The organism is Salibacterium sp. K-3 (genome assembly GCF_054052005.1).
The window spans coordinates 2,322,778-2,347,652 of sequence record NZ_JBSVZE010000001.1; the positions used below are offsets into that span (position 1 = coordinate 2,322,778).

General features: G+C 49.1%; 26 protein-coding genes. 8 read left to right on the forward strand and 18 right to left on the reverse strand.

Going from position 1 to position 24,875, the window contains the following annotated elements; all coding sequences use genetic code 11:
- Positions 1 to 13 precede the first annotated feature (13 nt).
- From hemY to ACW9JV_RS11720, 5 genes are all read right to left on the reverse strand, one after another.
- Entirely contained in the window at positions 14 to 1,387 is a 1,374-nt protein-coding gene (gene hemY, locus ACW9JV_RS11700) for a protoporphyrinogen oxidase (RefSeq protein WP_457334413.1), read from the reverse strand.
- 10 nt (positions 1,388 to 1,397) lie between these two features.
- Positions 1,398 to 2,336, reverse strand: coding sequence for a ferrochelatase (gene hemH, locus ACW9JV_RS11705; protein WP_457334415.1), 939 nt, complete (start codon positions 2,334 to 2,336; stop codon positions 1,398 to 1,400).
- A 17-nt stretch (positions 2,337 to 2,353) separates the two neighbouring features.
- Positions 2,354 to 3,388: a uroporphyrinogen decarboxylase gene (hemE, locus tag ACW9JV_RS11710; RefSeq protein ID WP_457334745.1), complete on the reverse strand. Its 1,035-nt coding sequence runs from the start codon at positions 3,386 to 3,388 to the stop codon at positions 2,354 to 2,356.
- Positions 3,389 to 3,945: 557 nt separating this feature from the next.
- Positions 3,946 to 6,099: a transglycosylase domain-containing protein gene (locus ACW9JV_RS11715; RefSeq protein WP_457334417.1), complete on the reverse strand. Its 2,154-nt coding sequence runs from the start codon at positions 6,097 to 6,099 to the stop codon at positions 3,946 to 3,948.
- A gap of 58 nt (positions 6,100 to 6,157) precedes the next feature.
- Complete coding sequence (locus tag ACW9JV_RS11720) at positions 6,158 to 6,370, reverse strand: hypothetical protein (RefSeq protein WP_457334419.1); 213 nt, start codon at positions 6,368 to 6,370, stop codon at positions 6,158 to 6,160.
- Between the two features lie 57 nt (positions 6,371 to 6,427).
- Here ACW9JV_RS11720 and ACW9JV_RS11725 point away from each other — a divergent pair, with 57 nt between their 5' ends.
- Complete coding sequence (locus ACW9JV_RS11725) at positions 6,428 to 7,144, forward strand: cytochrome c biogenesis CcdA family protein (RefSeq protein ID WP_457334421.1); 717 nt, start codon at positions 6,428 to 6,430, stop codon at positions 7,142 to 7,144.
- Between the two features lie 18 nt (positions 7,145 to 7,162).
- Complete coding sequence (locus ACW9JV_RS11730) at positions 7,163 to 8,338, forward strand: amidohydrolase (RefSeq protein ID WP_457334423.1); 1,176 nt, start codon at positions 7,163 to 7,165, stop codon at positions 8,336 to 8,338.
- Positions 8,339 to 8,390: 52 nt separating this feature from the next.
- On the opposite strand, the gene ACW9JV_RS11735 is transcribed toward ACW9JV_RS11730, so the two are convergent.
- From ACW9JV_RS11735 to ACW9JV_RS11750, 4 genes are read right to left on the reverse strand one after another with little or no spacing between them, the layout of a single operon-like run.
- Positions 8,391 to 9,131: an EcsC family protein gene (locus tag ACW9JV_RS11735; RefSeq protein WP_457334425.1), complete on the reverse strand. Its 741-nt coding sequence runs from the start codon at positions 9,129 to 9,131 to the stop codon at positions 8,391 to 8,393.
- Positions 9,128 to 10,363: an ABC transporter permease gene (locus ACW9JV_RS11740; RefSeq protein ID WP_457334427.1), complete on the reverse strand. Its 1,236-nt coding sequence runs from the start codon at positions 10,361 to 10,363 to the stop codon at positions 9,128 to 9,130. Before ACW9JV_RS11740 ends, ACW9JV_RS11735 begins: the two co-directional genes overlap by 4 nt.
- Complete coding sequence (locus ACW9JV_RS11745; RefSeq protein ID WP_457334429.1) at positions 10,363 to 11,103, reverse strand: ABC transporter ATP-binding protein; 741 nt, start codon at positions 11,101 to 11,103, stop codon at positions 10,363 to 10,365. Before ACW9JV_RS11745 ends, ACW9JV_RS11740 begins: the two co-directional genes overlap by 1 nt.
- Positions 11,087 to 12,421 (reverse strand): AMP-binding protein, encoded by a 1,335-nt coding sequence (locus tag ACW9JV_RS11750; protein ID WP_457334431.1) that lies wholly within the window; start codon positions 12,419 to 12,421, stop codon positions 11,087 to 11,089. Before ACW9JV_RS11750 ends, ACW9JV_RS11745 begins: the two co-directional genes overlap by 17 nt.
- A gap of 145 nt (positions 12,422 to 12,566) precedes the next feature.
- Here ACW9JV_RS11750 and ACW9JV_RS11755 point away from each other — a divergent pair, with 145 nt between their 5' ends.
- The 5 genes from ACW9JV_RS11755 to ACW9JV_RS11775 all read left to right on the forward strand — a co-directional run bounded on the left by ACW9JV_RS11755 (position 12,567) and on the right by ACW9JV_RS11775 (position 16,145).
- A complete protein-coding gene (locus ACW9JV_RS11755) occupies positions 12,567 to 12,995 on the forward strand; it encodes an HIT family protein (protein WP_457334433.1) in 429 nt (142 codons plus the stop codon).
- A gap of 83 nt (positions 12,996 to 13,078) precedes the next feature.
- Positions 13,079 to 14,161: a 3-phosphoserine/phosphohydroxythreonine transaminase gene (gene serC, locus ACW9JV_RS11760; RefSeq protein WP_457334435.1), complete on the forward strand. Its 1,083-nt coding sequence runs from the start codon at positions 13,079 to 13,081 to the stop codon at positions 14,159 to 14,161.
- 208 nt (positions 14,162 to 14,369) lie between these two features.
- Entirely contained in the window at positions 14,370 to 14,726 is a 357-nt protein-coding gene (locus ACW9JV_RS11765; protein WP_457334437.1) for a YtxH domain-containing protein, read from the forward strand.
- 82 nt (positions 14,727 to 14,808) lie between these two features.
- Positions 14,809 to 15,390: an HTH-type transcriptional regulator Hpr gene (locus ACW9JV_RS11770; protein WP_457334439.1), complete on the forward strand. Its 582-nt coding sequence runs from the start codon at positions 14,809 to 14,811 to the stop codon at positions 15,388 to 15,390.
- Positions 15,391 to 15,596: 206 nt separating this feature from the next.
- On the forward strand, positions 15,597 to 16,145 hold the full coding sequence (locus ACW9JV_RS11775) for a DUF3267 domain-containing protein (RefSeq protein ID WP_457334441.1): 549 nt from the start codon (positions 15,597 to 15,599) through the stop codon (positions 16,143 to 16,145).
- 12 nt (positions 16,146 to 16,157) lie between these two features.
- On the opposite strand, the gene ACW9JV_RS11780 is transcribed toward ACW9JV_RS11775, so the two are convergent.
- Positions 16,158 to 16,721: a YpmS family protein gene (locus ACW9JV_RS11780; protein ID WP_457334443.1), complete on the reverse strand. Its 564-nt coding sequence runs from the start codon at positions 16,719 to 16,721 to the stop codon at positions 16,158 to 16,160.
- A gap of 130 nt (positions 16,722 to 16,851) precedes the next feature.
- On the opposite strand from ACW9JV_RS11780, the gene ACW9JV_RS11785 reads away from it, so the two are divergent.
- Positions 16,852 to 17,034, forward strand: a complete 183-nt coding sequence (locus ACW9JV_RS11785; protein ID WP_457334445.1) for a hypothetical protein — start codon at positions 16,852 to 16,854, stop codon at positions 17,032 to 17,034.
- A gap of 60 nt (positions 17,035 to 17,094) precedes the next feature.
- Here ACW9JV_RS11785 and ACW9JV_RS11790 read toward each other — a convergent pair whose 3' ends face one another.
- The 8 genes from ACW9JV_RS11790 to ACW9JV_RS11825 form a co-directional block, all read right to left on the reverse strand.
- Complete coding sequence (locus tag ACW9JV_RS11790; RefSeq protein WP_457334747.1) at positions 17,095 to 17,181, reverse strand: YjcZ family sporulation protein; 87 nt, start codon at positions 17,179 to 17,181, stop codon at positions 17,095 to 17,097.
- A 24-nt stretch (positions 17,182 to 17,205) separates the two neighbouring features.
- Positions 17,206 to 17,289: a YjcZ family sporulation protein gene (locus tag ACW9JV_RS11795; protein WP_457334749.1), complete on the reverse strand. Its 84-nt coding sequence runs from the start codon at positions 17,287 to 17,289 to the stop codon at positions 17,206 to 17,208.
- Between the two features lie 370 nt (positions 17,290 to 17,659).
- Positions 17,660 to 17,926, reverse strand: a complete 267-nt coding sequence (locus ACW9JV_RS11800; protein ID WP_457334447.1) for a sporulation YhaL family protein — start codon at positions 17,924 to 17,926, stop codon at positions 17,660 to 17,662.
- A 60-nt stretch (positions 17,927 to 17,986) separates the two neighbouring features.
- Positions 17,987 to 19,330 (reverse strand): sensor histidine kinase, encoded by a 1,344-nt coding sequence (locus ACW9JV_RS11805; RefSeq protein WP_457334449.1) that lies wholly within the window; start codon positions 19,328 to 19,330, stop codon positions 17,987 to 17,989.
- Positions 19,327 to 20,010, reverse strand: a complete 684-nt coding sequence (locus ACW9JV_RS11810) for a response regulator transcription factor (RefSeq protein ID WP_457334451.1) — start codon at positions 20,008 to 20,010, stop codon at positions 19,327 to 19,329. The genes ACW9JV_RS11805 and ACW9JV_RS11810 overlap by 4 nt, the downstream gene beginning before the upstream one ends.
- Before the next feature lie 43 nt (positions 20,011 to 20,053).
- Positions 20,054 to 22,933, reverse strand: a complete 2,880-nt coding sequence (locus ACW9JV_RS11815; RefSeq protein ID WP_457334454.1) for an AAA family ATPase — start codon at positions 22,931 to 22,933, stop codon at positions 20,054 to 20,056.
- Positions 22,923 to 24,155 (reverse strand): metallophosphoesterase family protein, encoded by a 1,233-nt coding sequence (locus ACW9JV_RS11820; RefSeq protein ID WP_457334456.1) that lies wholly within the window; start codon positions 24,153 to 24,155, stop codon positions 22,923 to 22,925. The genes ACW9JV_RS11815 and ACW9JV_RS11820 overlap by 11 nt, the downstream gene beginning before the upstream one ends.
- A 267-nt stretch (positions 24,156 to 24,422) precedes the next feature.
- A complete protein-coding gene (locus tag ACW9JV_RS11825; RefSeq protein WP_457334458.1) occupies positions 24,423 to 24,842 on the reverse strand; it encodes a hypothetical protein in 420 nt (139 codons plus the stop codon).
- Positions 24,843 to 24,875: the final 33 nt, after the last annotated feature.

Sequence of the window (24,875 nt, forward strand, 5' to 3'; positions counted from 1 at the left end):
GAACCGGTTCTTTTTATTGTTCCAGCATGCGCCGCACAGCCCGTTCGCCCTGGCTGATACAGTCAGGCAGACCGATTCCTTCGTAGGCCGCTCCTGCTGCATACACGCCGGGAAACGTTTCTTCAAGGTGCCGGGCAATACGTTCCATTTTTTCATCATGTCCGACTTCATACTGAGGCATGGCATGACGCCAGCGCGTCACATTATGATATTCCGGTTCTCCCTCGACTTCCATCACATGGTTCAGATCCTTCAGAACAATGTCGACCAGCTCTTCATCCGTTTTCTCGACGACATCCTCTCCGCCCGGTTTTCCTACATAACAACGGAGAAGGGCCTTGCCGGGCGGTGCGGCATGCGCCCATTTGCGGTGCGTCCAGGTGCAGGCTGTTATGGTATACCCGCTTTTTTTGGAAACAACAAAGCCTGTTCCGTCAAAATCGCCGCTCAGCTGATTTTCATCAAACGCCATCGCCACCGTGGCCACCGATGTAGCCGGGATGGGAGCCAGTTCCTCCTGCAGAAACGATGAATCCAGTAAGGCAGCTGTTACATCATGAGGTGTTGTCATTATCACGCGGTCAAATAACGAACGGCTGCCATCATGAAAAACAAGCTCATACTGTTCCCCTTTTCTACGGATCGACTGAAGGCCGCAGTTTTTGTGCACTGCATCTTCATCGAGGTGGTTTTCGATGCCTTCCACGAGCGACTGAAGACCTTTTGTTAACGTATAAAAGCCGGGCTTCTTCGGTCCACCGGCAGTAGGGCGTTCTTCCCTCATCCCTAAAATCAGACTGCGGTACTGCTGCTCCATTTCAACAAAACGGGGGAACGTAGCCTGCAGACTGAGCCGGTCCATATTACCGGCATAAATGCCGGACAACAAAGGTTCAATCAGATGGTCAACGACTTCACTGCCGAGGCGTCTCCGGAAAAATACACCAAGTCCCTGATCATGGCCCGCTTTTGAACGCGGCAGGATCAAATCCGCTGCCGCCCGTAATTTTCCCCGGATGGAAAACAGACCTGTCGTTAAAAAAGGCCCCAGTTTTGTCGGGATCCCCATCACAGAACCTGCCGGTATCGGGTGGAGGGAATTGCCTTTCAGGATGTAGGCCCCGCCGGTGCTGTTGGAAATCAGTTCTTCTTCGAGACCGACTTCTTTTGCCAGGATGGAAGCACTTTCTTTACGGGCGAGAAAAGAGTCGGGACCCTGTTCAATCACAAATCCATTGTGATAATCCGTCTGGATTTTGCCGCCCAGCCGGGAATCTTTCTCAAATAGATGATATTCTATATCCAGATTATTCGTCATAATTTCCTTCTGCAGATAATAGGCGGCTGCGAGTCCCGTTATCCCGCCTCCGATGATTGCTGTTTTCATGAATTATTCCTCACTTACTTTGAGCCCCTGACTCCATTTTTCGTAAAATGGTATCCGCAAGTGCATCGATAAACTCCGGTTCTGCATTCGGCATGGCGGGACGGTAGTAGGAAGCCCCCACTTCGTCACAGGCCTGGCGGCACTCCACATCATTGTCAAACAGCACTTCCAGATGATCCGCCACAAAGCCGACCGGACAATAAATAAAAGCGTCGTAGCCGTACGTTGAATAAAGATCTTTCGTCAAATCCTGAACATCCGGACCGAGCCAGGGATCCGGTGTGTTGCCCTCACTCTGCCACCCGATTGCATAATCAGTGACACCGGCGCCGTCCGCAATCATTTTAGCAGTTTCTTTCAGCTGCTCGGGGTAAGGATCCCCTTCCTGAATAATTTTTTCCGGAAGGCTGTGCGCTGAAAAAATAACACATGTTTTTTCTTCCGGACGGGTCTGATCCATGGTCCGTTTCACCTGGTCCACCCAGTATTCAATGAACTTCGGTTCATCATACCAGCTTTGCACCGAATGAATGTCAGGGCCGTTGATTCGTTCGGCTTCCTCTTTGGCCCGTCCATTGTAGGATTTAATGCTGAATGTGGAAAAATGCGGCGCCAACACTATGCTGCATGCTTGCTCGATGCCGTCTTCTTTCATCTGGGCCACCGCATCCTCAATGAACGGATCTATATGCTTCAGGCCCAGGTACCAGTGGAATTCCACCTCGCTCGTCCTCGCATTCAACCGTTCTTCGAGGCTCTGCCCCTGATTATTGGTGATTTTGGCAAGCGGGGAAACGCCGCCGATCGCTTCATATCGTGAAATCAAATCCTGGAGTGCTTCTTCTGATGGTTTTCTGCCGCGGCGGATATGAGTGTAATAAGATTCCACCTCATCCAGGCTGCGCGGTGTCCCATATGCCATCACAAGTAGTCCGATTTTCTCTGCCATATCGAATGACCCCCTGTTTATCTCTGCGTATATTCATGGACAAAAGCCGTTAACCGCTTCAGCGTATCCGGGTCAACATCCGGAAAGACGCCATGTCCGAGATTAAAAATAAATCCGTTTTCCTGCATACCTTGATCAAGAATCGGCTTGACCTGTTCTTCAATGACGTCCCACGGCGCAAGCAGAAGAGCCGGATCAAGATTTCCCTGCAGGGCTTTCTGGACGCCGAGTCTGCGCGCTTCAGAAGTTGACATGCGCCAGTCCAGGCCGATGACCTGCAGCGGAAGGTCGTTCCACTCCTGAATCAGATGGGCGGCGCCGACACCAAACATGATAACTGGAACGTCCTCGTTATTCAGTTCGTTAAATATCCTTGACATCACCGGTTTGACATATCGGCGGTAATCCGCGGCGTTTAACGCTCCGACCCATGAATCAAAAATCTGTACGGCTTCCGCTCCTGCCCTGATCTGAGCTTTTACATAGCGGATCGTCATGTCACCAAGCTTATCCATAAGTGCCTGCCAGGCCTCGGGACGGGCGTGCATGAACGCTTTCGTATGATAATAATTTTTGGAAGGCCCGCCTTCAATCATGTAGCTTGCCAGCGTAAACGGTGCCCCGCTGAACGTAATCAGCGGAACATGCAGCTGTTCCCGCAGCAGACGGATCGTATCGAGCACAAATGGAACTTCCTCTTCCGGTTCAATCATTCCGAGACTGTCGACATCTTTATGATCTTTAATCGGATTATGGATAACCGGGCCGACACCGGGCTTGATATCGACATCGACTCCCAGTGATGGGAGAGGTGTCATAATATCTTTATACAAAATGGCTGCATCGGTGTTGTACTGATCCACCGGGAGTTTCGTCACGTACGCGCACATTTCCGGATCGCGTGTAATCTCAAATAAAGAATATTTTTCTTTCAGCCTGCGGTATTCCGGCTGGGACCTGCCGGCCTGGCGCATATACCAGACCGGAACGTGGTCCACCGCCTCTTTTTTTGCAGCCTGAAGAAACGTCGTATTTTTTGTATGTTCCGCCATAGCGATCATTTCCTCCTGTTCGGTGCACCGGGCGCGCCGGCACAGCCCTTTGGTTCCGTGCTTTTCGTCCATACCCTTTTTACCATAATCCATGATAAATGTCATGTACAGCACTTCCCCCCAATGTTCATAAAATAGATAGATAATAAAAAAGCGCAAGGCGCCCCGAATATCAATAAATGAGAAAACCGGGACCAAAAAATGCGGAGTATTAAAAACCCGAACGAAGGTCTGCCAAGCTGCTTAAAGAAGCCTGCATCGTCCGGGTTTTTGTGCTGCAGAAGCTGCCGGGGTGCTGAAAGACATAAACGTGCAGGGAAGCGGGATGTGGACACTGGATAGCCACGCGGTGCCGTTTAGTATCCACAAAGGATGTTCTTAAGGACACTATGACTCTTTCGGGGGCACTTAGTGGGCCCGATCCATCCGCCTGAAACCACTACAGCCCGATATTTACGGCGTAGTCTCCCCCGACAGCGTCCTGCGGACTCTATCTTTGCACCAATCGTATATTGGGCAGGTTCGTTTCATTTTGTCCCAGCTTCCGGCACCGTGGATTATCCTCCGCCGAAAATAGAACCCATGGACACTTCCGCTACATTGGAAGCTTCACCTTCTTTTTCGGTTTGGGGATTATAGGGAACAACCATATACTCTTTCATATTGAAGATGTTGACCCCTTCTATGGTATATGTTCCTGTTCCCTCCACTTCTTCCACCTCTTCGCTTTCTCCATCTGTCACTTCATATATCTTGTACGTCACGCGCTCATCCGAAGCCGGGGTCCATTCCAGATGGACGTTGAACAGTCCTCCTCCGCGGAGGCTGAGGGAAGCGGACAGATCATCCACATTTTCCATCTCCACCGGGGATTCAAGGTCCTGCACCCCGTCCGGCTGCTCAAACGCGGTTCGGATATCGGATTCTGCCGGCACTTCATCCAATATGCTTTTAAACAGGCGTGTTGGAAACGAGCTTCCTGCCTGCAAATACTGTTCTTCGGTTGTCTGGTCATATCCCATCCACAATGCTCCGGTCCACTGCGGGGTGAATCCTGCAAACCAGGCATCCCTCGTTGCACCTTCGACCTCTACAAAAGAGGTAGTACCGGTCTTTCCGGCCAGGGAATAGGTGGTGGAACCATCTGTGCCGGTACCTTCCTGGACAACATTCTGCAGCATTCTTGTCATATACCAGGCGTTCTGTTCGCTCATGACTCTTTCGGATTCCGTTTCTGCCTCGGCAATGACTTTTCCATCCCGGTCGGTAATGCTTGAAATGAAATAAGGGTCTGTTTTCTTCCCGTTATTTGCAAAAGCAGTGTAGGAAGTTGCAATCTGATACGGGGAAAGTCCCTCCGACAAACCGCCGAGTGCTACAGCCAGGCCATTGTCCTTTACATCGAGGCCTGCAGCTTCCATCCAATCTGACGTCGTACTTCGATCCAGTTGATCATACAGCCAAACGGCCGCGGCGTTGGTTGATTCCGTCACGGCCTCTGTCATGGTGATTTCTCCTTCATACTCTCCGTTGTAGTTTTTCGGTGTATAGCCGTCATAGCTTGTTTCTTCATCCTGCAGCAGGGAATAAGGCTGATAGTTCCCGGACTCCAGAGCAGGAGCATAGACGGCGAGCGGTTTCATGACAGAGCCGGGCTGGCGCTTGGCTGTGACCCGGTTCAGGCCCTGCCGGACATAATCCCGTCCGCCCTGCACAGCTGTTACGCCGCCGCTGTGGTGATCCATCATAAAAAAGGCTCCCTGTACATTTTCGGATCCTTCAGGAAAATAAGACGCTTCCTGAAACAACTCATAAGAGGCCTGCTGCATATCTTGATTCATCGGCACGACAATGTCATAGCCCCCGCGGTATATCTCCTCGGCTGAAAGGTTATATTTCTGGTCGGCTTCATCGAGAACCATGTCAATATACGTGTAGTACGCTGGATTATTTTCCGTTTCGTGCAGCTCATCAGGCAACGTTTTTCCCTGATAGGACACCGCTTTTTGTGCACCGATGTAGCCCTGCTGTTCCATAAGGGAAAGGACGGTATTACGACGTTCTTCCGCCTGCTCTCTATTATCCACCGGAGAATAATTCGACGGTGCTTTCGGTATACCGGCGAGCATTGCTGCCTCATCCACTGCCAGCTCGTCCGCGTCCTTATTGAAATAAAGACGGGCCGCCGACTGAATACCGTAAGCCCCGTGCCCGAAGTAAATTTGATTCAGGTAATATTCGAGAATCTGCTCTTTGCTGAATTTACGTTCCAGCCCCATCGCAATCAATACTTCCTTCGTCTTGCGAAGGAGCGTCTGATCATTCGTTAAAAAAGAATTTTTGGCAAGCTGCTGGGTGATGGTGCTTCCGCCTTCCACAACAGCTCCAGCTAGAATATCACGGTACAGTGCGCGTAGAATGCCGCGGGGGTCAATCCCCTCGTGCTCATAGAAGCGCGTATCTTCAATCGCAACAAATGCCTGTTTCACGTGTTCGGGAAGGGACTCAATCTCTACAACATTCCGGTCTTCCTGGTGCAGCTCCGCCAGTTTTGTACCATCCTCATCATACAGAACGGATGTTTCATCCATCACCAGCTCTTTTTCATCAATCGCGGCGGCGCCTATCACAACAGAAGACAGATAAATGCCGGCACTGACCAGAATAAATCCGGCAAAAAAAAGTCCCCATTTCAACCATTTATTTCTCATATCGAACAGCGGCTCCTTCATGATGTACAATGATTCGGCTGAATGCCTTCTTCCGCTATTATAAAATATCAACCGTCATTCGGCATCTTTTTTCACAGCTTTTGTTATTCTGCGTGATTTTACCAACTTTTATCATCTTTTGTCCAACAACCGGCAGGTCTCGTTTTCTTCCCGCTCTGCGGTCATGATATGATAAGACAACAGCTAAAAAACAGACATGCGTGAACAGCGTTGCTCGTACCATATCATAGACGGCTTCTTGTTCATGCATTTGTCAAACTTTTTTTGTATAATCTTATCAGAATGAAAGAAACCAGGAGGGGTTCCGGTGAATGAGATCAGTATATGGCTCGCTTTCGGTGCGGGCGTCGTTTCTTTTTTATCCCCCTGCATCTTTCCGCTTGTGCCGGCCTATCTTGCCCAGCTTACAGGCTCTACTGTAGCGGACGGAGAAATTCAGGTGGGACGGCGGATCGTCGTATCCCGAAGCATGGGGTTTATCCTTGGATTTACGTTGATATTTATGGTGCTCGGTGCTTCTTCCACCGCACTCGGTTCTTTAATTGATAATAATCAGAACGTCATTCAGCAGGTGGGAGGCATCATTATTATTCTGTTCGGCCTGCAGATGACCGGGCTGATCTCCATTAAAGCATTAATGACCGACAAAAAAATACACAGGCCGCCGAAAAAGTCAACCAGCTTCGCCGGATCCGTTTTCTTCGGGCTGGTTTTTGCCGCCGGCTGGACCCCATGTATCGGTTTTGTTCTCGGCGGCATCCTTACACTCGCAGGTTCGGCCGAAACCATGTATACAGGCATGTTTATGCTTTTCGTATATTCGATGGGGCTCGGCGTACCCTTTTTGCTCGTTGGCCTGTTGTATTCGAAGTCTCTGCATAAGCTGAAGCGGCTGAATAAATGGCTGCCCCGTATTCAAAGGGGAAGCGGCCTTATCATGATCGTCCTTGGTATTCTGCTTTTCACCGGTTATTTCCAGATGTTATCGTCCTATTTTTCCCAATTCAATCCGTTCAGCATTTAATACGGAGGAGGTCTATGTATGGAACAGAAATTATTTGAACTGCTCGAGCAGGGATATGAGGAAATGGTTGAAATTCGGCGTTATCTTCATCAATATCCGGAACTGTCCTTTGAAGAAGAGGAGACACCGGCCTATATTGCGGACTATCACCGCAAACTCGGACACGAAGTACATACAGGCGTCGGTGGACGCGGGGTGACAGCGAAACTGGAAGGCGGCAGATCCGGCCCTGTTATCGCGTTGCGCGCGGATTTTGATGCTCTCCCGATTCAGGAAGAGACAGACCTTCCCTTCCGTTCGAAACGGGACGGAGTGATGCACGCCTGCGGGCACGACGGCCATACGGCGCAGATGCTCGTCCTCGCCAGAGCTATGAATAAAATCAAGGACGAACTTTCCGGCACGATTCTTTTCATTCATCAGCATGCCGAAGAAATCGCTCCCGGCGGTGCCGCGGCCATGATTGAAGACGGATGCCTGAAAGACGTCGATGTCATATTCGGAACGCATCTCTGGGCTACTGTGCCGTACGGCGTCATGCAGTACAAAGATGGCGCCATGATGGCGGCGGCCGACCGGTTTGAAATTGACATTCTCGGACAGGGCGGCCACGGCGCAACCCCGCATCTTACGAAAGACGCGATTGTCATCGGCTCCCAGCTTGTGACCAATATGCAGCAGCTTGTCAGCCGGCGTATCGATCCGCAGGAGTCCGCCGTTGTCTCTGTCGGCTCGTTTGAAGCGCCGAATGCATTTAATGTGATCGCAGACCGGGCCCGCCTTGTAGGAACAGTGCGGACCTTTAACAATGAGGTAAGGGATACCATTGAACAGGAATTGAACCGCATAACAAAAGCAGCCTGTGACAGTGCCGGAGCAGAAGCTGATTTCCGCTATTTCAGGGGCTATCCTGCTGTCGTCAATCATGCCCGGGAAGCAGAATACCTTGCTTCCTGCGCCGCAGATGTCCCCGGGGTGACGGAGACCGAATACATGAAACCGCAGATGACGGGGGAAGACTTCGCCTACTACCTCCACCACGTGAAAGGATCCTATTTTTTCACCGGAGCTCAGCACCCGGACTGGGAAACACCGTACCCCCACCATCATCCGAAGTTCGATATTGATGAACGGGCCATGCTGCTTGCCGCTAAAATCCTTGGCAAAGCCGTACTCGACTATGAAGATTCATAACGTAAAAGAGCAGGAACAAAAAGCCGGAGGGCCTTTGGTTTCCTGCTCTTTTTTACTCTCTGTGTTCCAACAGCCATTTCCAGCGGTATCCCTGCTTTGCGGCTTCACCGAGCTGTGCCAGCAGGTGGTGGTTGGCTGCCGCTCCGACGACGGCCCCGAACCCGGGCATCAGCTGGAGCAGCTTCACCAGATCAATATGGTCTCTGTATTCCTGTTGAAACGACGTCCAGTCCCACTCCTCGGCCACCTCCATTTTCCTCGGTTTTTCTTTGGCATAATCCTCCCACGTCTCCAGGCGGCCAGCGGTTTCTCTGCGTTTCTCCGCACTTGAGAAAGCGGCCTGAAAGATATGCAGCAGATAAAGCCGGTTCCGGAAATCATTCACATCCATGCCGTAGATCATGGCTGCCGAGAAAAGAAACCTCATCTTGAAACCAAGAAGCAGCGGAAAATCAGCTGCGCCGAGAAGAAATCCTCCGGCACCGGTTCCGGCACCTTCTGCAGCCGCTCCCTTTTGATATACCGGTATTAGTTCTTCCAGGCGGCGGTCCGCTTCCTGAAGGCTTTCAGCGGCAGTCGTGTTTCGGTTCGGCAGGTAATCCGACCCCGTCAGTACGCCTTCAGTCATCTGTTTCACAGCACGGCCCATGGCGCGGTGAAAGGAGCCGGGAATAACACGGTTCAGCCGATTCTGCACTTTTCCGGCTGTCGACTGCGTGAGGCCGGGGGGCTTTTTCAAACGTCTCAGCCAGATTTCCGCTTCTTCGAGTGCCATTTTTTCATAATCGTTCATGATCCCGCCTCCTGACCGGTCTGAATCATGGCTTTGTCTTTTTGCGATAACGGGTACCCCCAACAGAATAGGAGCCCTGTTCCAAGCAGAATCATGCCGGGCGGCAGTGATCCGGCGGTGAGCAGGTACACCATGGTGAGCAGCACCGTCTGAATAATCAGCAGCATTTTCACAAGGGTTTTGAAATCCTTCTGTTTCGTTTCCAGGGACACCGGATAAAGATCCGGCCATATCAAGACATCGAAATGATGCCAGAGCGTCCGGAGCTGAACGCTTGTCATATAAAGAAAAAGCAAAGCCGCAGCCATCCGGAACCAGTCGTTTGGAAAAGCGTACATCACCAGTCCCGCAGCCAGCGTCAAGCGCACGTACATGCCAAGGTATTCCCCGGAGCGGATAAATGATTTACTGAAGAGAATCGTAAAAACGGACCCCCGGCTCCATATCCATCGGTCGACCGGAGCATTCAGCCAGCGCCTTCGTTTTACCACGGTCTTGACATACCCGACATCGGTGAAGGAACGTACAAACCGGTAAAAGGCAGACAGACGCTGTTCCTCAAGCTGAAGCAGGACTTCCCATTTCAGGAGATAACGCCCAAGAAGCGGATAATAATAAAAGGTATACAAAAAAACCATCAGGACAAGGATGGAGGCCGGAAACCAGAGGGAAGTTCCCTGAAACAGCAGATAGGCGCCAGCGATATTCAGTAACGCCCGGCCGGCTGTATGCTTCAGGCGGACGGTTTCCTCCTGAAACCGGGCCTCCGCCCAGAATGCGGCGTAATTCCATGCATTCATTAAAAGGAGCAGCAGCAGAACGATATACATATAAGTATGATCCCCGGCAATACGATCACGGAATAAAGGGCCGAGCAAGAGAAAAAGGATCACCATACCCGCCGACTGAAACAGAAATGAATACATCACTGATTTCCGGAAATAAGACTTTAACCGGCGCTCCAAAGGGAGGAGAAAAACGAGATCCCCTTCTTTTAAGAACGTGCGGAGCGGGCATCTTGTTAACAGGTATGTGAAAACAGCGGCAAATAGAAGCGGTACCGGCACGGCTTCCGGGAGCCATTCGATAAACGAAGGATAAAAGTAGCCGCCGGCCAGAAAAAGCGCGTACAGACTGAACATAAAGCCGCTGTTTCCGATCAGGCGCAGATATCGGATGGCCTGATTCCAGAATGCTTTGACGCGGTCTTCCCACAACGATTGAATATTCATCAGACTTCTCCTCTGGTTACTTCAATGTAGAGATCATCCAGATCCGCTTCCGGCATTCCGGTCTGTTCCTTCAGTTCAGCAAGTGTGCCCTGATACTGAATGCGTCCCTCATGAAGAAGAATAAACCGGTCGCAGTAACGCTCCGCCGTCGCCAGGATATGGGTCGACATGATAATCCCTGCTCCTTCCGCTTTTTTCTCCTCCATCATGTCCAGCAGAGATTTGATGGCAACAGGATCGAGGCCGACAAACGGTTCATCGACAACATACAGCCGGGGCTGTACAAGAAAGGCGCACATAATCATGACTTTCTGACGCATGCCTTTTGAAAAATGGCTCGGAAACCAGTGATTCATTTTTTCCATCCGGTATTCCTTCAACAACGAAGCGGCCCGCTCCTCAAAGACATCCCGGCCGAGGCCGTAGGCGGCCGCTGTCAAACGTAAGTGTTCCCAAAGCGTGAGTTCCTCATATAATACGGGCGTTTCCGGAATATAGGTGAACGTCTGACGGTACGTTTCCGGTGCTTCCTTACAGCGCACGCCGTCGATACGAATATCGCCTTCCACAGGCTCCATCAACCCGAGAATATGTTTGATCGTTGTACTTTTTCCTGCTCCGTTCAGTCCGATAAGTCCTACGATTTCTCCGGGCTGCACATGAAAATCAAGCCCATGCAGGACAGGTTTATGTATATTATATCCGCCGCTGACATGGTTCACGTCAAGCAGTTCCGTCATGATTAAGCCTCCCTCCCTGTGTCGTGTCTGCTGCATTGGATGAATAGGTTCCTTTGTGTCTGCGTTCTGTGATTTGAATGTATCCGTTAGAATCCACCACAGCCTGATCGCCCGTATGGAGCCAGCCGTTTTTAATCGTATTCGATGTTTCTTCCGGATTCTTCAGATACCCTTCCATCGCATGATTGGAGCGGATCATAATCTCGCCGGCTGTTCTGCCGTCGGCGGGAACTTCTTTTCCTTCCTCATCCGCGACTTTTACATTGGTACCGATCATCGGAAACCCGATTTTTGCCTTGATATCTACTTTTTGTTCGTCATTGAAATGCTGATGCTGCGGACGCACCTCCGACACGGTTACGAGCGGGGAAGTTTCGGTCATGCCGTACACCTGGATAAATTCCCAGCCCAGCTCCTGTTCGACCCGGGTAATGATCTGACGAGGAGGAATTTCTCCGGAAATAACAAGGCGCACCTCCCGATTCTGCGGGATGATGCCTTCTTTCCTGTAATACTCCAACAGTGTTTCCAGAACCGGACGTGTCATATGCACGACTGTAACAGCATGGGCATCAATCTTTTCGGCCATCACCTCCGCATTCATATCCTGCTGCATAATCTGTACCGCTCCGTTAGCGGTATAGATGAACGGCGCTCCCCAGCCGTTTGCGTGATGCATAGGCAGCACATGCAGGAGACGGTCCCGGTCACGGACATGAAGGTGGTGCATGGCCGACATCGCGTGCAGATAATTGCTCCGGTGCGTCGTAAGGACTCCTTTCGGCTGACCGGTCGTTCCACGTGTATACTGCAGGGTGGCCACATCCTCTTCTTCCAGCTCCACTCTGTCAAACGCCTCTGCAGAATATTGATTTTTCCAGGAATGATAGCTCAGGTATTCATCAGTATGCGAAAACGTTCCAATGACAATGATGTGCTCCACCGTTTCAAGCTGTCCGGCCACAGCAGAAATCCGGGAGTATAACGCTTCTTCGACAAACAGCACCCTGCTTCCGCTGTGATTCAGGATAAACACATATTCTTCCGGTTCAAGTCTTGTATCCAGCGGCGTCATAATGCCTCCCGCCTGAAACACGCCGTAATACCCTTCCACCAGCTCCAGACAGTTCCTTGTCAGATAGGCTGCTTTGTCCCCCTTTCTGAATGAAAGACCGCTTAAAGCGCGGGAAAGCTGATTGACTCTGTCGTTTAACTCTTTGTAGGTTACTTCTTTTGATTCATCTATGACTGCCGTTCTGCTTCCGTACAGCGAAACCGCACGGTCGAGAAAATCCGTTAAAAGCAGGGGGACAAACATATATGCCTCCTCCTTCTGTATCTGTACTACCGAGATTATAGCATTGTGTCATAGGTTTTGTAACAATCGGGAGATGTTTTTGCCGATGGGTAATCGGACTGATAGAATAAACGTATACCGATTACTGAAGAAAGGAGCGCTCAACGTGACACATGACAGCAATTGTATTTTCTGTAAAATTACTTCCGGAGACATACCAGCTGCGGTCGTATATGAAGATGACTTCTGCCTCGCTTTTGTCGATCTCGGCCAGGCCACCAAGGGACATACCCTGTTGATCCCGAAAGACCACCAGGAAAACATTTACGAACTGGAAGAAGAAACAGCCTCCCATTTATTCAGAACGGCACCTAAAATCGCAAATGCGATTAAACAGGGATTTCAGCCGGAAGGAATGAATCTAGTCAACAACAACGGGAAAGCTGCTTCCCAGTCGGTGTTTCATTACCATCTGCATTTCATTCCCAGATACGGGGCCGATGACGGGTTTCAGCCTGTGTTTGAAGATAACAGTTCCAGCTACACATCAGAAGATTTACAGGCCATTGCCAAAAACATCAATCGGCATCTATAAAATAACCTGTGTTTCATTACGTCCGCCGGCCTGTTTACGTTTCAGGCGGACAACAGCGACATACATGTAAGGAGTGGAGAAACTTGACAAGAGCCCATAATTTTAATGCCGGACCTGCCGCCCTCCCTGAGGAAGTACTTCGAAAAGCACAGGAGGAAATGCTTGATTTTAACGGTACCGGCATGTCAGTCATGGAACTGAGCCACCGCAGCAAAGATTATGAAGAGGTACACAATGAAGCGGCAGCCGGAATCAAGGAACTGCTGCAGGTACCGGATTCCTACGACGTCCTTTTTCTGCAGGGAGGAGCCAGCCTGCAGTTTCCGATGATTCCAATGAACTTTCTGCCGGAAGGGAAAACGGCTAATTATATTCTTACCGGGTCCTGGTCGGAAAAGGCATTAAAAGAAGCAGAAGGTCTCGGCCGTACAAAGGTCGGCGCTACTTCCGCCGAACAAAATCATACGTATATTCCCGACAGCCGGAACATGGATGTGGATAAAGACGACGCTTATGTTCACATTACTTCCAATAATACGATTTTCGGCACACAGTGGCAGTCCTTTCCGGACTGGGAACCCCCTTTGATCGCCGACATGTCCAGCGACATATTAAGCCGTCCGGTCCCGGTGGATCAGTTTTCCCTTATTTATGCCGGTGCCCAGAAAAACCTTGGTCCTTCCGGTGTAACGATTGTTATTGTAAAAAAAGACATGCTCGAAAAAACACCTAAGTCCGTGCCGACCCTGCTCCGTTATGATACACATGCGGACAAAAATTCCCTGTATCATACGCCGCCGACGTTCGCGATTTATATGCTGAACCGTGTCCTCCACTGGATCCGCAGCCGCGGTGGAGCGGAAGGGATGCAGAATCGAAACCGCGAAAAAGCCGCGCTGCTTTACGACACGATCGATCAGAGCGGCGGATTTTACAAAGGGCATGCCGAAGCGGACAGCCGTTCGGACATGAACGTTACCTTTAATCTGCCAGATGAGGAATTAAACAAAAAATTTCTCGCACAGGCGCAGGAAGCAGGGTTTGTCGGCCTGAACGGCCACCGTTCCGTCGGAGGCTGCAGAGCTTCCCTTTACAATGCCGTATCGCCGGAATCATGTGAAGCCCTCCGCACCTTCATGCTCGACTTTCATAAAAACCACGGATAACTTCATGCCGTTCTACAGGAACCGCCGGCTTTCAGGCCGGTGGTTTTTTCTTTTGAGATAAAACAGCTTTCATTCCTTTAGGTCACCATTTTTTATGAGTAACAAGTGCAGATTGTTCTTTTCATTCCCTTTATTTTTCTCTATACTGTTATCAAAGAATAATATTTATAGAAAGAGAGACAGAAGGAGAGAAAGGATAGGTGGTACCATGGATTCGAAATCATTAGTTTCCGGACTTTTGACGGGGCTGGCTGCAGGAGGAGTGCTGACCCTCTTATCCGCTCCGGCATCCGGAGATGAGACAAGACAATATATGAAACAATACAATTGGCAGCAGGTGAACCGTCTGCTATCCCGCAAAGGTAAAGCTGCCGTTTATGATTGGCGTTATGCTGCTACAGAAGGGTTTGAAGCAGTGGACGGACTAACCGAGGAAATGAAAAAAACCTACAGCCGTTATAAAGAAGAAGTGGAACCGGAAATGGAAAGTATTCAACAGCAGGTCAAGGAAATTTCCGATTCCATCACCGAACTGAATGAACGAATTCGTAAAGAGTCTGAATAATTTCTCAATATTTGTCGATTTTTCGTTATACAAAAAACATTTATTTTTTTTATTACAATAATACCTGGAAGGAGGCAGACGATTGGAACATTCTCCGTCCTCTACGAAACAATCCATTCTGTTCTGCCACAAATTTGCCCAGTTAACGAAAGCTCTTTGGAAGTCTGTGGAAAAAGACTGGCAGCAATGGATAAAGCCTTATAACCTTAATATTAATGAACATCAGATTCTTTGGATTGCCTACCATTTAGAGGGAGCTTCCATTTCAGATATCGCGAAATTCGGTGTCATGCACGTCTCCACTGCTTTTAATTTTTCCAAAAAACTGGAAGAAAGAGGGCTTTTATCGTTTTCCAAAAACGCGGATGACAAGCGGAACACCTACATTGAACTCACAGCAGAGGGAGACCGTCTGTTCCTTCAAACCATTGAAGCCTACGAACCAGATACCTATCATGTATACAACGGGGCACTGCCAATGAAAGAGCTGTACGGAAAGTTCCCCGACTTCACGGAGCTGTTAACGATTATCCGCTATTTATACGGCGAAGATTTCATGAGGATTTTCGAAGAATCCATTAACACCTTTGATGAAGAGTTCACCGAAGAAAACGGCACGCTGGTTCCGGAGGAAAAAACAGCATCCGGACCTCCATTGTCATAATCACAGCAGCATAAAAATGAACCGGGAACGGGGAGCCTTCTTCAGGTCCCCGTTCTTTTACGCTTTCCTCCAGCTTCTGAAGCACCATTCTCCGACAACGAAATTGTCGAAATTCTTTTTCTTTTCATGGATTTTGCCGCGCCTATTGATTTTTAAGCGTTCACGCCGTACATTATTCACGTAAGAAACGAAAGGGGGGTTCTCCCGTGAACTGCTGGAAATCCATTAATGTAAAGAAAGACTATCATCCGACGAGGTTAATGATTTTTTCTTTCAGTATGATGATTGTTATGTTCATTCTGAGCTATCTCGGCTTCAGCCTTTATCACAAAGAGCACACGTACGCCGAGTTAAGTCTTATTCATACGTTTGTGTTACTGGTTTTATTGTTTCCGGTCCATTCCCTTCTTCATTACGTACCGCTGCGGTTTGCGGGGGTTCACGTCGATTGGAGCCGGGTTTTTCCCAGACACAAAAGAAAGCCAACGCATTTTTTAACCTTCACAAAACCGGTCAGCCGTAACTTCTACATCGGTGCGATGCTGTTTCCGGGATGCCTGATTAATATCGGGGCAGCAGCAGGAGCATTCCTGTTTCCTTCTTTTATGCACTATTTTGTGCTGTTGTTGTCTTTTAATTCCGGTCTTGCGGTTTATGATTATATTTACGTCAAACAGCTCCTCGGCGCCCCGCGCCACTGTTATATTGAGCAAAACCGAAATGGAATGGATATACTATTAAAGCAGCCGGTATAACGGCTGCTTTTCTTATTTTCCCACTTTTATTATGATTTGGTCCTCTTCCGGCTGAAATTGTTCCAATCGCAGCGAATACCCATTCCCGACTGTCACTTCGTTCATCCGGATACGTATCTGCTGCTGTTTGGCGTGTATCTCTGCAGCTTCAGGCAGTTCCGCCTGCGATGCAAGCAGGCTCATAGCCTGCGGGCCCGGCAGAGATAAGCTGCCGACTGATACATCACGGAGCGTAAGAAGCATGTCCCCATTTTCCACGGCTTCCGCTTCAAATTCCATCACCGCTTCGATGCTCCGCCCAAGAAAATCAATGCCTGCACTCACACGTACGGTTTCTCCTGCAACACGGACCTCAGCCTGTTCTGAATCTATTTCCTCCTGCAGAAGCTGATTCAACTGGTTTCTGGTAGCCTGCATCGTAAAATATTCCTGGAAATCTTCACTCCTGTTTTCTGCTGGATCATCGTCTCCAACCGGAGAGCTGATCCAGAAAAACAACAGCACAAAACTGAGAAAGAGGCCTCCCGCCAAAATAAAAAAGGCCCATTTCCATTTGTTGCTCACTTGTTTCTGCATCTTTTTCACCTGCTTTCCTGGTACCCTCGTTTTTTCTCATATTTTCTCTTACATTGTACTAGAAAAAAACTATCTTTTTGTATAATCTTTTGTTAAGGTATAATAGATACATGGTATTGGGGGTAAAAAGATGCTGATCGCATTATTCGGAATATTTTCGCTGACCTATTTATTCGTAATAAATTCAATGACTAATGCCCTCTGTGTCCAGAAGGAGATACCGGCAGAAAGACAGCCGAAAATTTTCAGGACCATTAATATCCTGCTCACGATTCTGCTTACGTCTACGTTTGTAGAACTATGGTTTACGTAATGTAAAAAACCATTATGTATAAGAAGCTTTCCCGAACCAGTCGGGAAAGCTTTTTCTGTCTTAATAGATCCAGGCTGCGCCGACGATGATAAGCAGGATAAACAGCACGACGATCAGCGCAAACTGGGAACCATAATCATATCCCATGTTATTTCCTCCTTTCCCTGTCGTTTAGTACCAGGCAGCACCTACGATAATCAGCAGAATGAAAAGGACTACAATCAACGCAAAGCCGCCATAGTAGCCTTTTGACATTACACCACCTCCTAACTTGCCTGCTGGGATATGGTATGTCATAAGCCGCCTTCTTGTTTAGGCTATTTACCTGTTTTTTGTTTTCTTTTTTCCATGCAATATTAAAATGTTTCTCCCGGGTTGTGCTCGGGCTGGAACAGCAGATGAACATCAGACAGTGGTTCTTACCTGCCAAACATCGGCGTTTACCAGCCAAACCCCGCCATTTACATGCCAAATCGGGCCGCCAAAGGATCACCTCCGCCTCGGCCTCCAGGATGGATGCATCGATGGCACACAAAAAACCCGGACGGTCCCTTAAAGAATCGTCCGGGTATTATGGATCGAAAGGCAACTTTGGAATCAGCCCCTTTCTCTCTACGATAGGTCATCAGGAAGAGATCCGTTTTTTGGCTTTCTCCTCTTCCATTCTTCTGATAAATACTTTTCCTTCCTGTTCAATCCAGTGGTCCTCTTCTTCTTTTTCACCGCGGCTTGTTTTCCACCACATATAGCCGCTGAAAATAATTCCGAGTCCGCTTAACAGAACCCAGGAAGGCGCTGCCGGTGCTGCAGCCTCAGCGAAACGCTGCCAGACCACAAGCAGAATGAACAATCCGATTAAGGTGAGCAGTACTTTTTTCGGCCGGTTATCCATAAAGACCTCCTGTTCTTGTCCGGTTGTGTTTCATGTGTATGCTCGATCTTGGACGTTATGTCATGATTTAGGCAGCGATATCTGAAACTCTACACCGTCTTCAAGATTTACAACACCGGCCTCCCCGTGATGAAGCTCTGCAATGCGGCTTACAATCGCCAGTCCGAGTCCGAACTGGCCTTTATTTCCTTTCCGGAACGGCGCAAACAACGCCGTCATGTCTTCCTCCTGAATCGGTTCTCCGTTGTTTTGCACACGAAGCATAACATCATCGTCTGTGCTGTTTTCCGCCGACATCCAGACGGTATCCCGGGCATACCTCATGGCATTCTCCACCAGATTTTCCATAAGGACCTGAATATGCTCCGGATCCGCAGTCAGTTTCACATCTGTCCCTCGAATAACGAAGGTGAGATCTTCCCGCTGCATTCGGAACCTTTCCTCGATTTGAAACGCAAGAGTTCCGAAGGTCATTTCCTCAAGATTTATCGTTTCTTTCTGGAGTGTGTCGAGTTTCGTGAAATAAAGCATATCTTTGACACGTTTATCCATCCGGTCTGTTTCGTCCAAAATAACGTTCATCGTCTCTTCCAGATTGTCTTTCGGCAGTATGCCGTCTTTCACCGACTGCGCATACGTTTTCACCACCATGATCGGCGTCTTCAATTCGTGGGACGCATGCTGGATAAACGTTTTCTGCGACCGGTCATAGCGGATGAGGTTCTGGCGCATCTTCTCAAACTGGTCGGAAAGTTTCTGGAAATCCTCATCCCCTTCCCAGCGGAACGGTTCTTTCCAGTTCCGTTTGGCAATCTGTTCGAAATGGTCCCCAAGCACCCGGAAAGGCTGGCGCAGATACCGTTTCAGCCATATGGCCGGAAGCAGGCTCAACAGGCTGGCAATAATCATAAGATAAATCAGGCGTTCCCATAACCGGTTTACCATTAAATCACGGTACGTGTCCCACATAAAAGAAATCTGATAAGCCTCTTCTCCGTCTGACTGTATTCTTGTTATAACGTAAAACAACGTCGCATCGTTGTACGTCAGTTCGTATCTTTCCCTCTCCTGATCCTGATTTCCTGCATTCTGAACCATTTCCTTGAGCACATCGTCCGGTGGGACCGGTTCCCCGCGCTGCTGTCCGTCCAGGAGAAAAACATGGCCTATCGAACGTTCGGCTTCGCGCCTTTCAATAAAATCCATCTCCGACTGCGGCAGGGAAAAATGTTCACTGAACGGATTCGCCATCCGCGCCTGTTCCTGTTCAATCATGCGGTACGTTTCGTCCGTCAGTGTTCCTTTAATGGAAATCGGATATACGATAATAATCGTTAACCCTACCAGAACAACCAGGGCGATAAAGGAAAACCAGATACGCTGCGTAAGATTTACCTTCATCATGACGATAAAATACGGTAGCCGTAACCGTAGAGCGTTTCAAGGTGAATACGGGGCATCTTTTTTCGGACACGGCGTACAACATCATCCACTGCACGCTCAGAACCAACATAGTTCTCTCCCCACACGTTTTCAATAATCGTTTCCCTGGAAAGAGCGCTGCCTACATCTTCAGTCAGCAGGAGCACAAGATCCATTTCTTTTGTCGTCAGGTCCACCGGCTCTTCCGGATGTTTTTGATCCGTAATCGTGCGGGCCTCGGGATCAATCAGATAATCATTCAGTTCGATCCTTCTGCTTTCCTGAGCGTTGGAACCATACACCCGCGAGAGCAGTTTTTTCGCCCGTATGAGGAGTTCCTGAGGAAGAAACGGCTTCGCCAGGTAATCATCACTTCCCATTTCCAGACCAAGGACACGGTCCAGATCCTGATCTCTGGCCGAAATGAAAATGACCGGAACATCCCCTTCTTCTTCACGGATGCCTTTCAATATCTGATAACCGTCCGTGCCTGGAAGCATAATATCGAGCACCCATAAATGCGGCGGCTCCTTCACCGCTTCCAGCGCATCGGCGCCGTTGTCAAACACGGTTACCTCCCATCCTTCTTTTTCCATATAGGCTTTCAGCACTTCGGACAAATTCGCTTCATCTTCCACTAAATATACAAGATAATTATTCATTCATCCGTTTCCTTTCCTGACAAAATATCGATGCTTCCCTTATTTAAAGCACAGTCCGGGTGAACGGTTTTTCACCGGAAGGGAGGGAAGGAGTATCCTCACACGTGAAGTATAAAATCTGCCTGTGGGGAGAAATGCTCGTTAAAAGGGAATAAACCATACTTTTGCGTTCCCTGTCAAAATTAACAAACGGATCGTCCATAATAAACGGCAGCACCTCATTGTGATGATAACTTTCCGCCAGAGCCAGACGCAGGGATAAATACAGCTGTTCCGCTGTTCCCCGGCTCAATTCCTCCGGGGTGAAACGAAAACCGCGGTTATCTTCTACAATAAAGGTTTCTTCGCCAATCGGAGCAAATAATCGTTCATAACGAGACGCTGTTACATACGAAAAACAGGAGGAAGCATGGCGGATCACTTCCGGCTGTCTTTCTTTTTCATACACGGATTTAGCCCTGTCCAGGATCGTCTGCGCCGTTTTGTATGTTTTCCAGGTACGAACCAGCCGGTTCAGTTCCAGTTTTTTCTCTTCAAACTGCTGCAGGATCTGTTCATAGGTTCCTCCCTCTTCAATCGTCCGGATCTCCTGGTTTAAAGCGGCCAGCTTATTCACGTATTCTTCCTCTTCGGCTTTTACTTCCTGTTCTTCCTGCTCTATATTTTGAATATCCTGTCCGGGGTCTGTATGTGTCTGTTCAAACGTTTCAAACCATCCTGCCGTCGTTTCTCCTTCCGCCAGAGAACGGTGCATTCTGCTTATCAGCCATTCTTCTTTTGCTTTCCATTCGTTGTACTCTTTTTTGGCCGCAAGAGCCTGATGAAATGCTTCCGCCGTCTTTACGCCACTTAAACGATACAGCTCCTGTACTGCCTGTTCCGCATTTTCTTTTTTCTTCCGGTAATATTGTTTCCTGCTCCGCACGGTTTCCCAGTCCTGGATTTCCTGTTTTATTTCATAATGCCCGGCTTCTTCTTTTTCCACCATTGCAGCAGCTGTACGGATCACCGTGTCCGTCTGATCTCCGGCCAGGCCGAAAGCACCGGCAACGGCTGCGGTCTCTTCGTCCACTTCTTTCATCTTCTGTTCTGTTGTTAAAATCTCCTGTTCCATGTTCTCCAGATCCCTTTTTTCTTCCTGCCATTCCTGAATGGTTGTAAAAAAGGAAAAAGCATAAAGAATCGAGGGAGGGAGTGGCACGTCATACGTCCGGGCCCATTCCTCCAGTTTCTTCTGAAGCTCCTGCCACGCTGCTTCCGCTTCATTTTTTTTCTCCATGGAGGACTGGTACATATTATATTCGCGATCATATTCCCATTCTTTTTCCCGGATGGATATTTCCAGACGCTGATCGGCTTCCAATTCCGCTTTGTGCTGTTCACGCTCTGTGCTGTCCAGTGGATCCCGGCGGGTCATGGTTCGGAGTTGATGCTGAAGAATCCAGAGGGAAGCCGAAGACAGCCCGGCACCAAACATAATCAGTCCCATCAGCCAGTGGCCGGTCATCATCTCCCACGTGCCGAGGGTAAAGAAAACCACAGCTGCCAGCTGCAAGAGAAGCACCGGCTGTTTCCAGACAGGCTGACGGTGCTTTTCACTTTGTTCCTTTTCCTGTCTAGCTGCAGCCTCTGCACTCCGCTGTTTTTCCTCTGTAGAGCGTCGGTTCTGCTTCAGCGTCTCCGTTTCTTTTTTCAGAAAAGCGAGGCGGTCTTCATACTGCTGAACCTGTTCGTTTAAAAGATGGATTCTTTCCTGAAGAGTCCGTCCTCTTTCCGACAGGTCCCGCAGCTCTTCTTCGGCGCTTATGGAAGGACGGGCTTTTGCTGCCTCCTTTTCGTCCACGTCACCGAGCCGCCTTCCTTTCTCTTCCATACTCTTCTTTTTTTGTGCTGCCTCCTGCTGCAGCCGGGAGCGGTCTTCTTTGAATTTCTGGTACACCGAAAGTTTTTCTTTCAGGTCATACACGGTATCCCGAAAAGACAATATCCGCCAGTTGACGGCAGTCCCCCGGTTTCTGTCGGCTGCCTGCTTTTCTGCGAGAGCCTGTTCTTCTTCCTGCGCCTGTGCTTCTTTTCTTCTTTCATTATGAGCCGTCCACTGTTCTTCCCATTCCAGAGATACTTGGTCCGCAGAGGCAAGCGTATGTAAATGATCATGAACGTCCTGTATGTCCCGGTAAATCGAAAGCAGCGACTGTCTGCGCTGCTGTTCTTCCTTTTCAGCCTGCAGCGAGATCTGCCTGTTTTTAAGATCTGACTGTTTATTCGTGAGTTCTTCCTTTTTGCGGATCAGCCGGTCATACGTATCAAATCGGGATTCCCATTCCTGCAGCTCCTTTTTTTTCTCATGGAGCTCCTGAACAAGCATATTGATGGCCGGCTTCTGCCCTTTCGGTTTATAAAGCTGGTCGAGTTGATGCTGCAGCTTTTTTTCGATACCGGCGATATGTCTGGTCCCTGTCATGCCCGCTTCGTAAATATATTGGTTTAAATCATTTCCTTTCAGCTGCTTTATTTCACCAAGTCCTTCCAGGCCAAAACAGAAAATTCCCTGAAACATACTGCGGTCGAGCCCGCCGAGAAGAGCCTGCAGCCATTCTTCTCCGTGCTGCTTTCCGTCATCGGTAAATACCTTCACATCCCCGGCTGATTTTTTTCCGCCTGTACGTTCCACCACCGCAGTCGTTCCATTATCCAGTTGAATAGTCAGCCTTCCCCCGTACCGGCTTCCTTCTTTTGGTTCATAGCGGAGGGCCTGTTCTTTTTTGCTTGGAAAACCGAACAAAACAGCCTGGATAAAAGCGCGGATAGTGGATTTGCCTGTTTCGTTCCTGCCCTGGAATACATGAAAGGAAGAATCGACATCTATCTGTTCATCCTGAAATCTGCCGAAACCATATATATGTAGAGATTCAATCTTCATCGGCTGTCTCCTTTCCCCACAACTGCCAAAGCAGCCGTTCAGCGTCGTCGATAACGGTCCGGCTGTCCTCTTTTGCCCGGGATGACAAGTACATTCCCGGACCTGTTGACTGCTGTAAGGTTTGCCACTCTTTTTCCACGTTCTCCGGCTCCATCTTCAGCTGTGCCGAAGCCCGTGCAATATCGCCGAGAAAATGCTCCTCGTTCTCCAGATCTTCATGCTTCGCTTCAGGGATTGTCGCATCCTCTATTCTGTATACATAAAAAAATGGATGTTCCGTCTCCCCGATCCGGTTTAACGCCTCCCGCCATTCCTCTTTTTCCTCTTCCAGGTAATCACTCAGAACCCCGCGCCCGGTCAAGATTAATTCCAACCACCACCCGGAGATCCTCGTGTTATGATGAACCGTGGTCTCCCGGATCACCTTGTCCGTAAGGTCATCAAAACCGGAACAGTCTTCAATAGATACTTCCTGCCTTTGAAATACCACCGAAGCCGCCGGCCGGAACGTCACCTCCGCAGCCTCGTTTTCCAACTCCACCAGGTAATATCCTTTTTCACCTGTTTCGTGACGGTGCCGACCCTGAATATTGCCGGGATAAGCGATTCGTTCCGATAGAAAGTGTCCTGCATGGATGTGGCCGAGTGCCCAGTAATCGAACTGCTTATCTTCGAGTTCCTCTTTCAAAAAAGGAGCATAGGCATGAGTGTCCCTTTGTTTTTCAGCCCCGTGCAGAAGGCCGATATGAAAAGGCGCTCCAGTCCGCTTTTCAAATTCGACGGCAACGTTCCGCTGGGTTTTCTCTTTATAACTGCAGCCATAAAGATGGGCAGCAGGCTCGCCGTTTTTTTGAAAAACTTTCATCTCCGGTTCGGTATCAAAAACTTGCACATTGTCCGGCCACCCGGACGGAGCATATCGCCGATCTACCGGATCATGGTTGCCGTAGATCAGATAAACGGGAATGTGGTGCCGGTTCAGTTTTTCAAACTGCTGTTTCAGAAACATCTGCTGCTTCAGGCTGCGGTTCTCCTGATCAAAAACATCTCCGGCAACAATAAGAAAATCCACCTGAAGCGCCGCAGCGTCCTCCACCATATCTTCCACAGCCCTGGTTATACTGTTTTCCAACTGTTCCTTTAATAATGGAGCCGCTCCAGCTCCAGCCGGTACGGCAGAACCAAGATGGAGATCGGCCGTATGGATAAACCGCAGTTTCATACTATTGATCAGCCTTTCCTCGATAATTTCTTCCTTTCATTATAGCATGAATACGTGAACATACGGTCGTATCATTTCGAAAGGGACGGAGACAAACCCACCAAGAGATAACAAAATTCCGAACAATTCTTTCATGAATCGTTCGGAATTTTTGCGTGCATCATACCCCGCTTCGTCAAAATGCTTTGCTTTCCGCGGGCACGGCTCGAAACCGTCCAATATTCGCTTTTTATCCAATGAATTTTCTTATGCCCCAGACTCTTTTCGTTAAAACAGAGTAGACAGAGCAACGAGTGCTGTCAGCGGCAGGATTAGGCGTTGAAAGCGCGGTCTTGGACCATATCCGCCGTATCCGCCATATCCGCCATATCCGCCATATCCGCCATATCCGCCGTAACCCCCGCCGTATCCGCCAAAAAACTGGCGGTTCATGGATTGGGGATGGCAGCCGCAGGAATTGTTGTTTCCGGCCGGACTCATCATGCCCGGTTTTGACATCCCCTGCATGGAAGGCCCGGATGTACCCTGAACCATATTTTGGGAAGCATTTTCCGGTACCATCATGTACACATGATTGTTATCCACATTTTCAATATATCCTTCGATCTGTTCGTTGTTGTTCATCTGTACCCTTACATAGCGTCCGATATTGTGTCTGCACATTGCATGCATATGCATAGGATTCATATATGCATCCGCCTCCTTTGTCATGACTATGCT

What these genes read in the sequence shown, in the direction of transcription:
- hemY (WP_457334413.1), bottom strand. Translation starts at nt 1,387, where the DNA reads ATGAAAACAGCAATCATCGGAGGCGGGATAACGGGACTCGCAGCCGCC.
- hemH (WP_457334415.1), bottom strand. Translation starts at nt 2,336, where the DNA reads ATGGCAGAGAAAATCGGACTACTTGTGATGGCATATGGGACACCGCGC.
- hemE (WP_457334745.1), bottom strand. Translation starts at nt 3,388, where the DNA reads ATGGCGGAACATACAAAAAATACGACGTTTCTTCAGGCTGCAAAAAAA.
- ACW9JV_RS11715 (WP_457334417.1), bottom strand. Translation starts at nt 6,099, where the DNA reads ATGAGAAATAAATGGTTGAAATGGGGACTTTTTTTTGCCGGATTTATT.
- ACW9JV_RS11720 (WP_457334419.1), bottom strand. Translation starts at nt 6,370, where the DNA reads ATGCATGAACAAGAAGCCGTCTATGATATGGTACGAGCAACGCTGTTC.
- ACW9JV_RS11730 (WP_457334423.1), top strand. Translation starts at nt 7,163, where the DNA reads ATGGAACAGAAATTATTTGAACTGCTCGAGCAGGGATATGAGGAAATG.
- ACW9JV_RS11735 (WP_457334425.1), bottom strand. Translation starts at nt 9,131, where the DNA reads ATGAACGATTATGAAAAAATGGCACTCGAAGAAGCGGAAATCTGGCTG.
- ACW9JV_RS11740 (WP_457334427.1), bottom strand. Translation starts at nt 10,363, where the DNA reads ATGAATATTCAATCGTTGTGGGAAGACCGCGTCAAAGCATTCTGGAAT.
- ACW9JV_RS11745 (WP_457334429.1), bottom strand. Translation starts at nt 11,103, where the DNA reads ATGACGGAACTGCTTGACGTGAACCATGTCAGCGGCGGATATAATATA.
- ACW9JV_RS11750 (WP_457334431.1), bottom strand. Translation starts at nt 12,421, where the DNA reads ATGTTTGTCCCCCTGCTTTTAACGGATTTTCTCGACCGTGCGGTTTCG.
- ACW9JV_RS11765 (WP_457334437.1), top strand. Translation starts at nt 14,370, where the DNA reads ATGGATTCGAAATCATTAGTTTCCGGACTTTTGACGGGGCTGGCTGCA.
- ACW9JV_RS11780 (WP_457334443.1), bottom strand. Translation starts at nt 16,721, where the DNA reads ATGCAGAAACAAGTGAGCAACAAATGGAAATGGGCCTTTTTTATTTTG.
- ACW9JV_RS11785 (WP_457334445.1), top strand. Translation starts at nt 16,852, where the DNA reads ATGCTGATCGCATTATTCGGAATATTTTCGCTGACCTATTTATTCGTA.
- ACW9JV_RS11790 (WP_457334747.1), bottom strand. Translation starts at nt 17,181, where the DNA reads ATGGGATATGATTATGGTTCCCAGTTTGCGCTGATCGTCGTGCTGTTT.
- ACW9JV_RS11795 (WP_457334749.1), bottom strand. Translation starts at nt 17,289, where the DNA reads ATGTCAAAAGGCTACTATGGCGGCTTTGCGTTGATTGTAGTCCTTTTC.
- ACW9JV_RS11800 (WP_457334447.1), bottom strand. Translation starts at nt 17,926, where the DNA reads ATGGATAACCGGCCGAAAAAAGTACTGCTCACCTTAATCGGATTGTTC.
- ACW9JV_RS11805 (WP_457334449.1), bottom strand. Translation starts at nt 19,330, where the DNA reads ATGATGAAGGTAAATCTTACGCAGCGTATCTGGTTTTCCTTTATCGCC.
- ACW9JV_RS11810 (WP_457334451.1), bottom strand. Translation starts at nt 20,010, where the DNA reads ATGAATAATTATCTTGTATATTTAGTGGAAGATGAAGCGAATTTGTCC.
- ACW9JV_RS11815 (WP_457334454.1), bottom strand. Translation starts at nt 22,933, where the DNA reads ATGAAGATTGAATCTCTACATATATATGGTTTCGGCAGATTTCAGGAT.
- ACW9JV_RS11820 (WP_457334456.1), bottom strand. Translation starts at nt 24,155, where the DNA reads ATGAAACTGCGGTTTATCCATACGGCCGATCTCCATCTTGGTTCTGCC.
- ACW9JV_RS11825 (WP_457334458.1), bottom strand. Translation starts at nt 24,842, where the DNA reads ATGAATCCTATGCATATGCATGCAATGTGCAGACACAATATCGGACGC.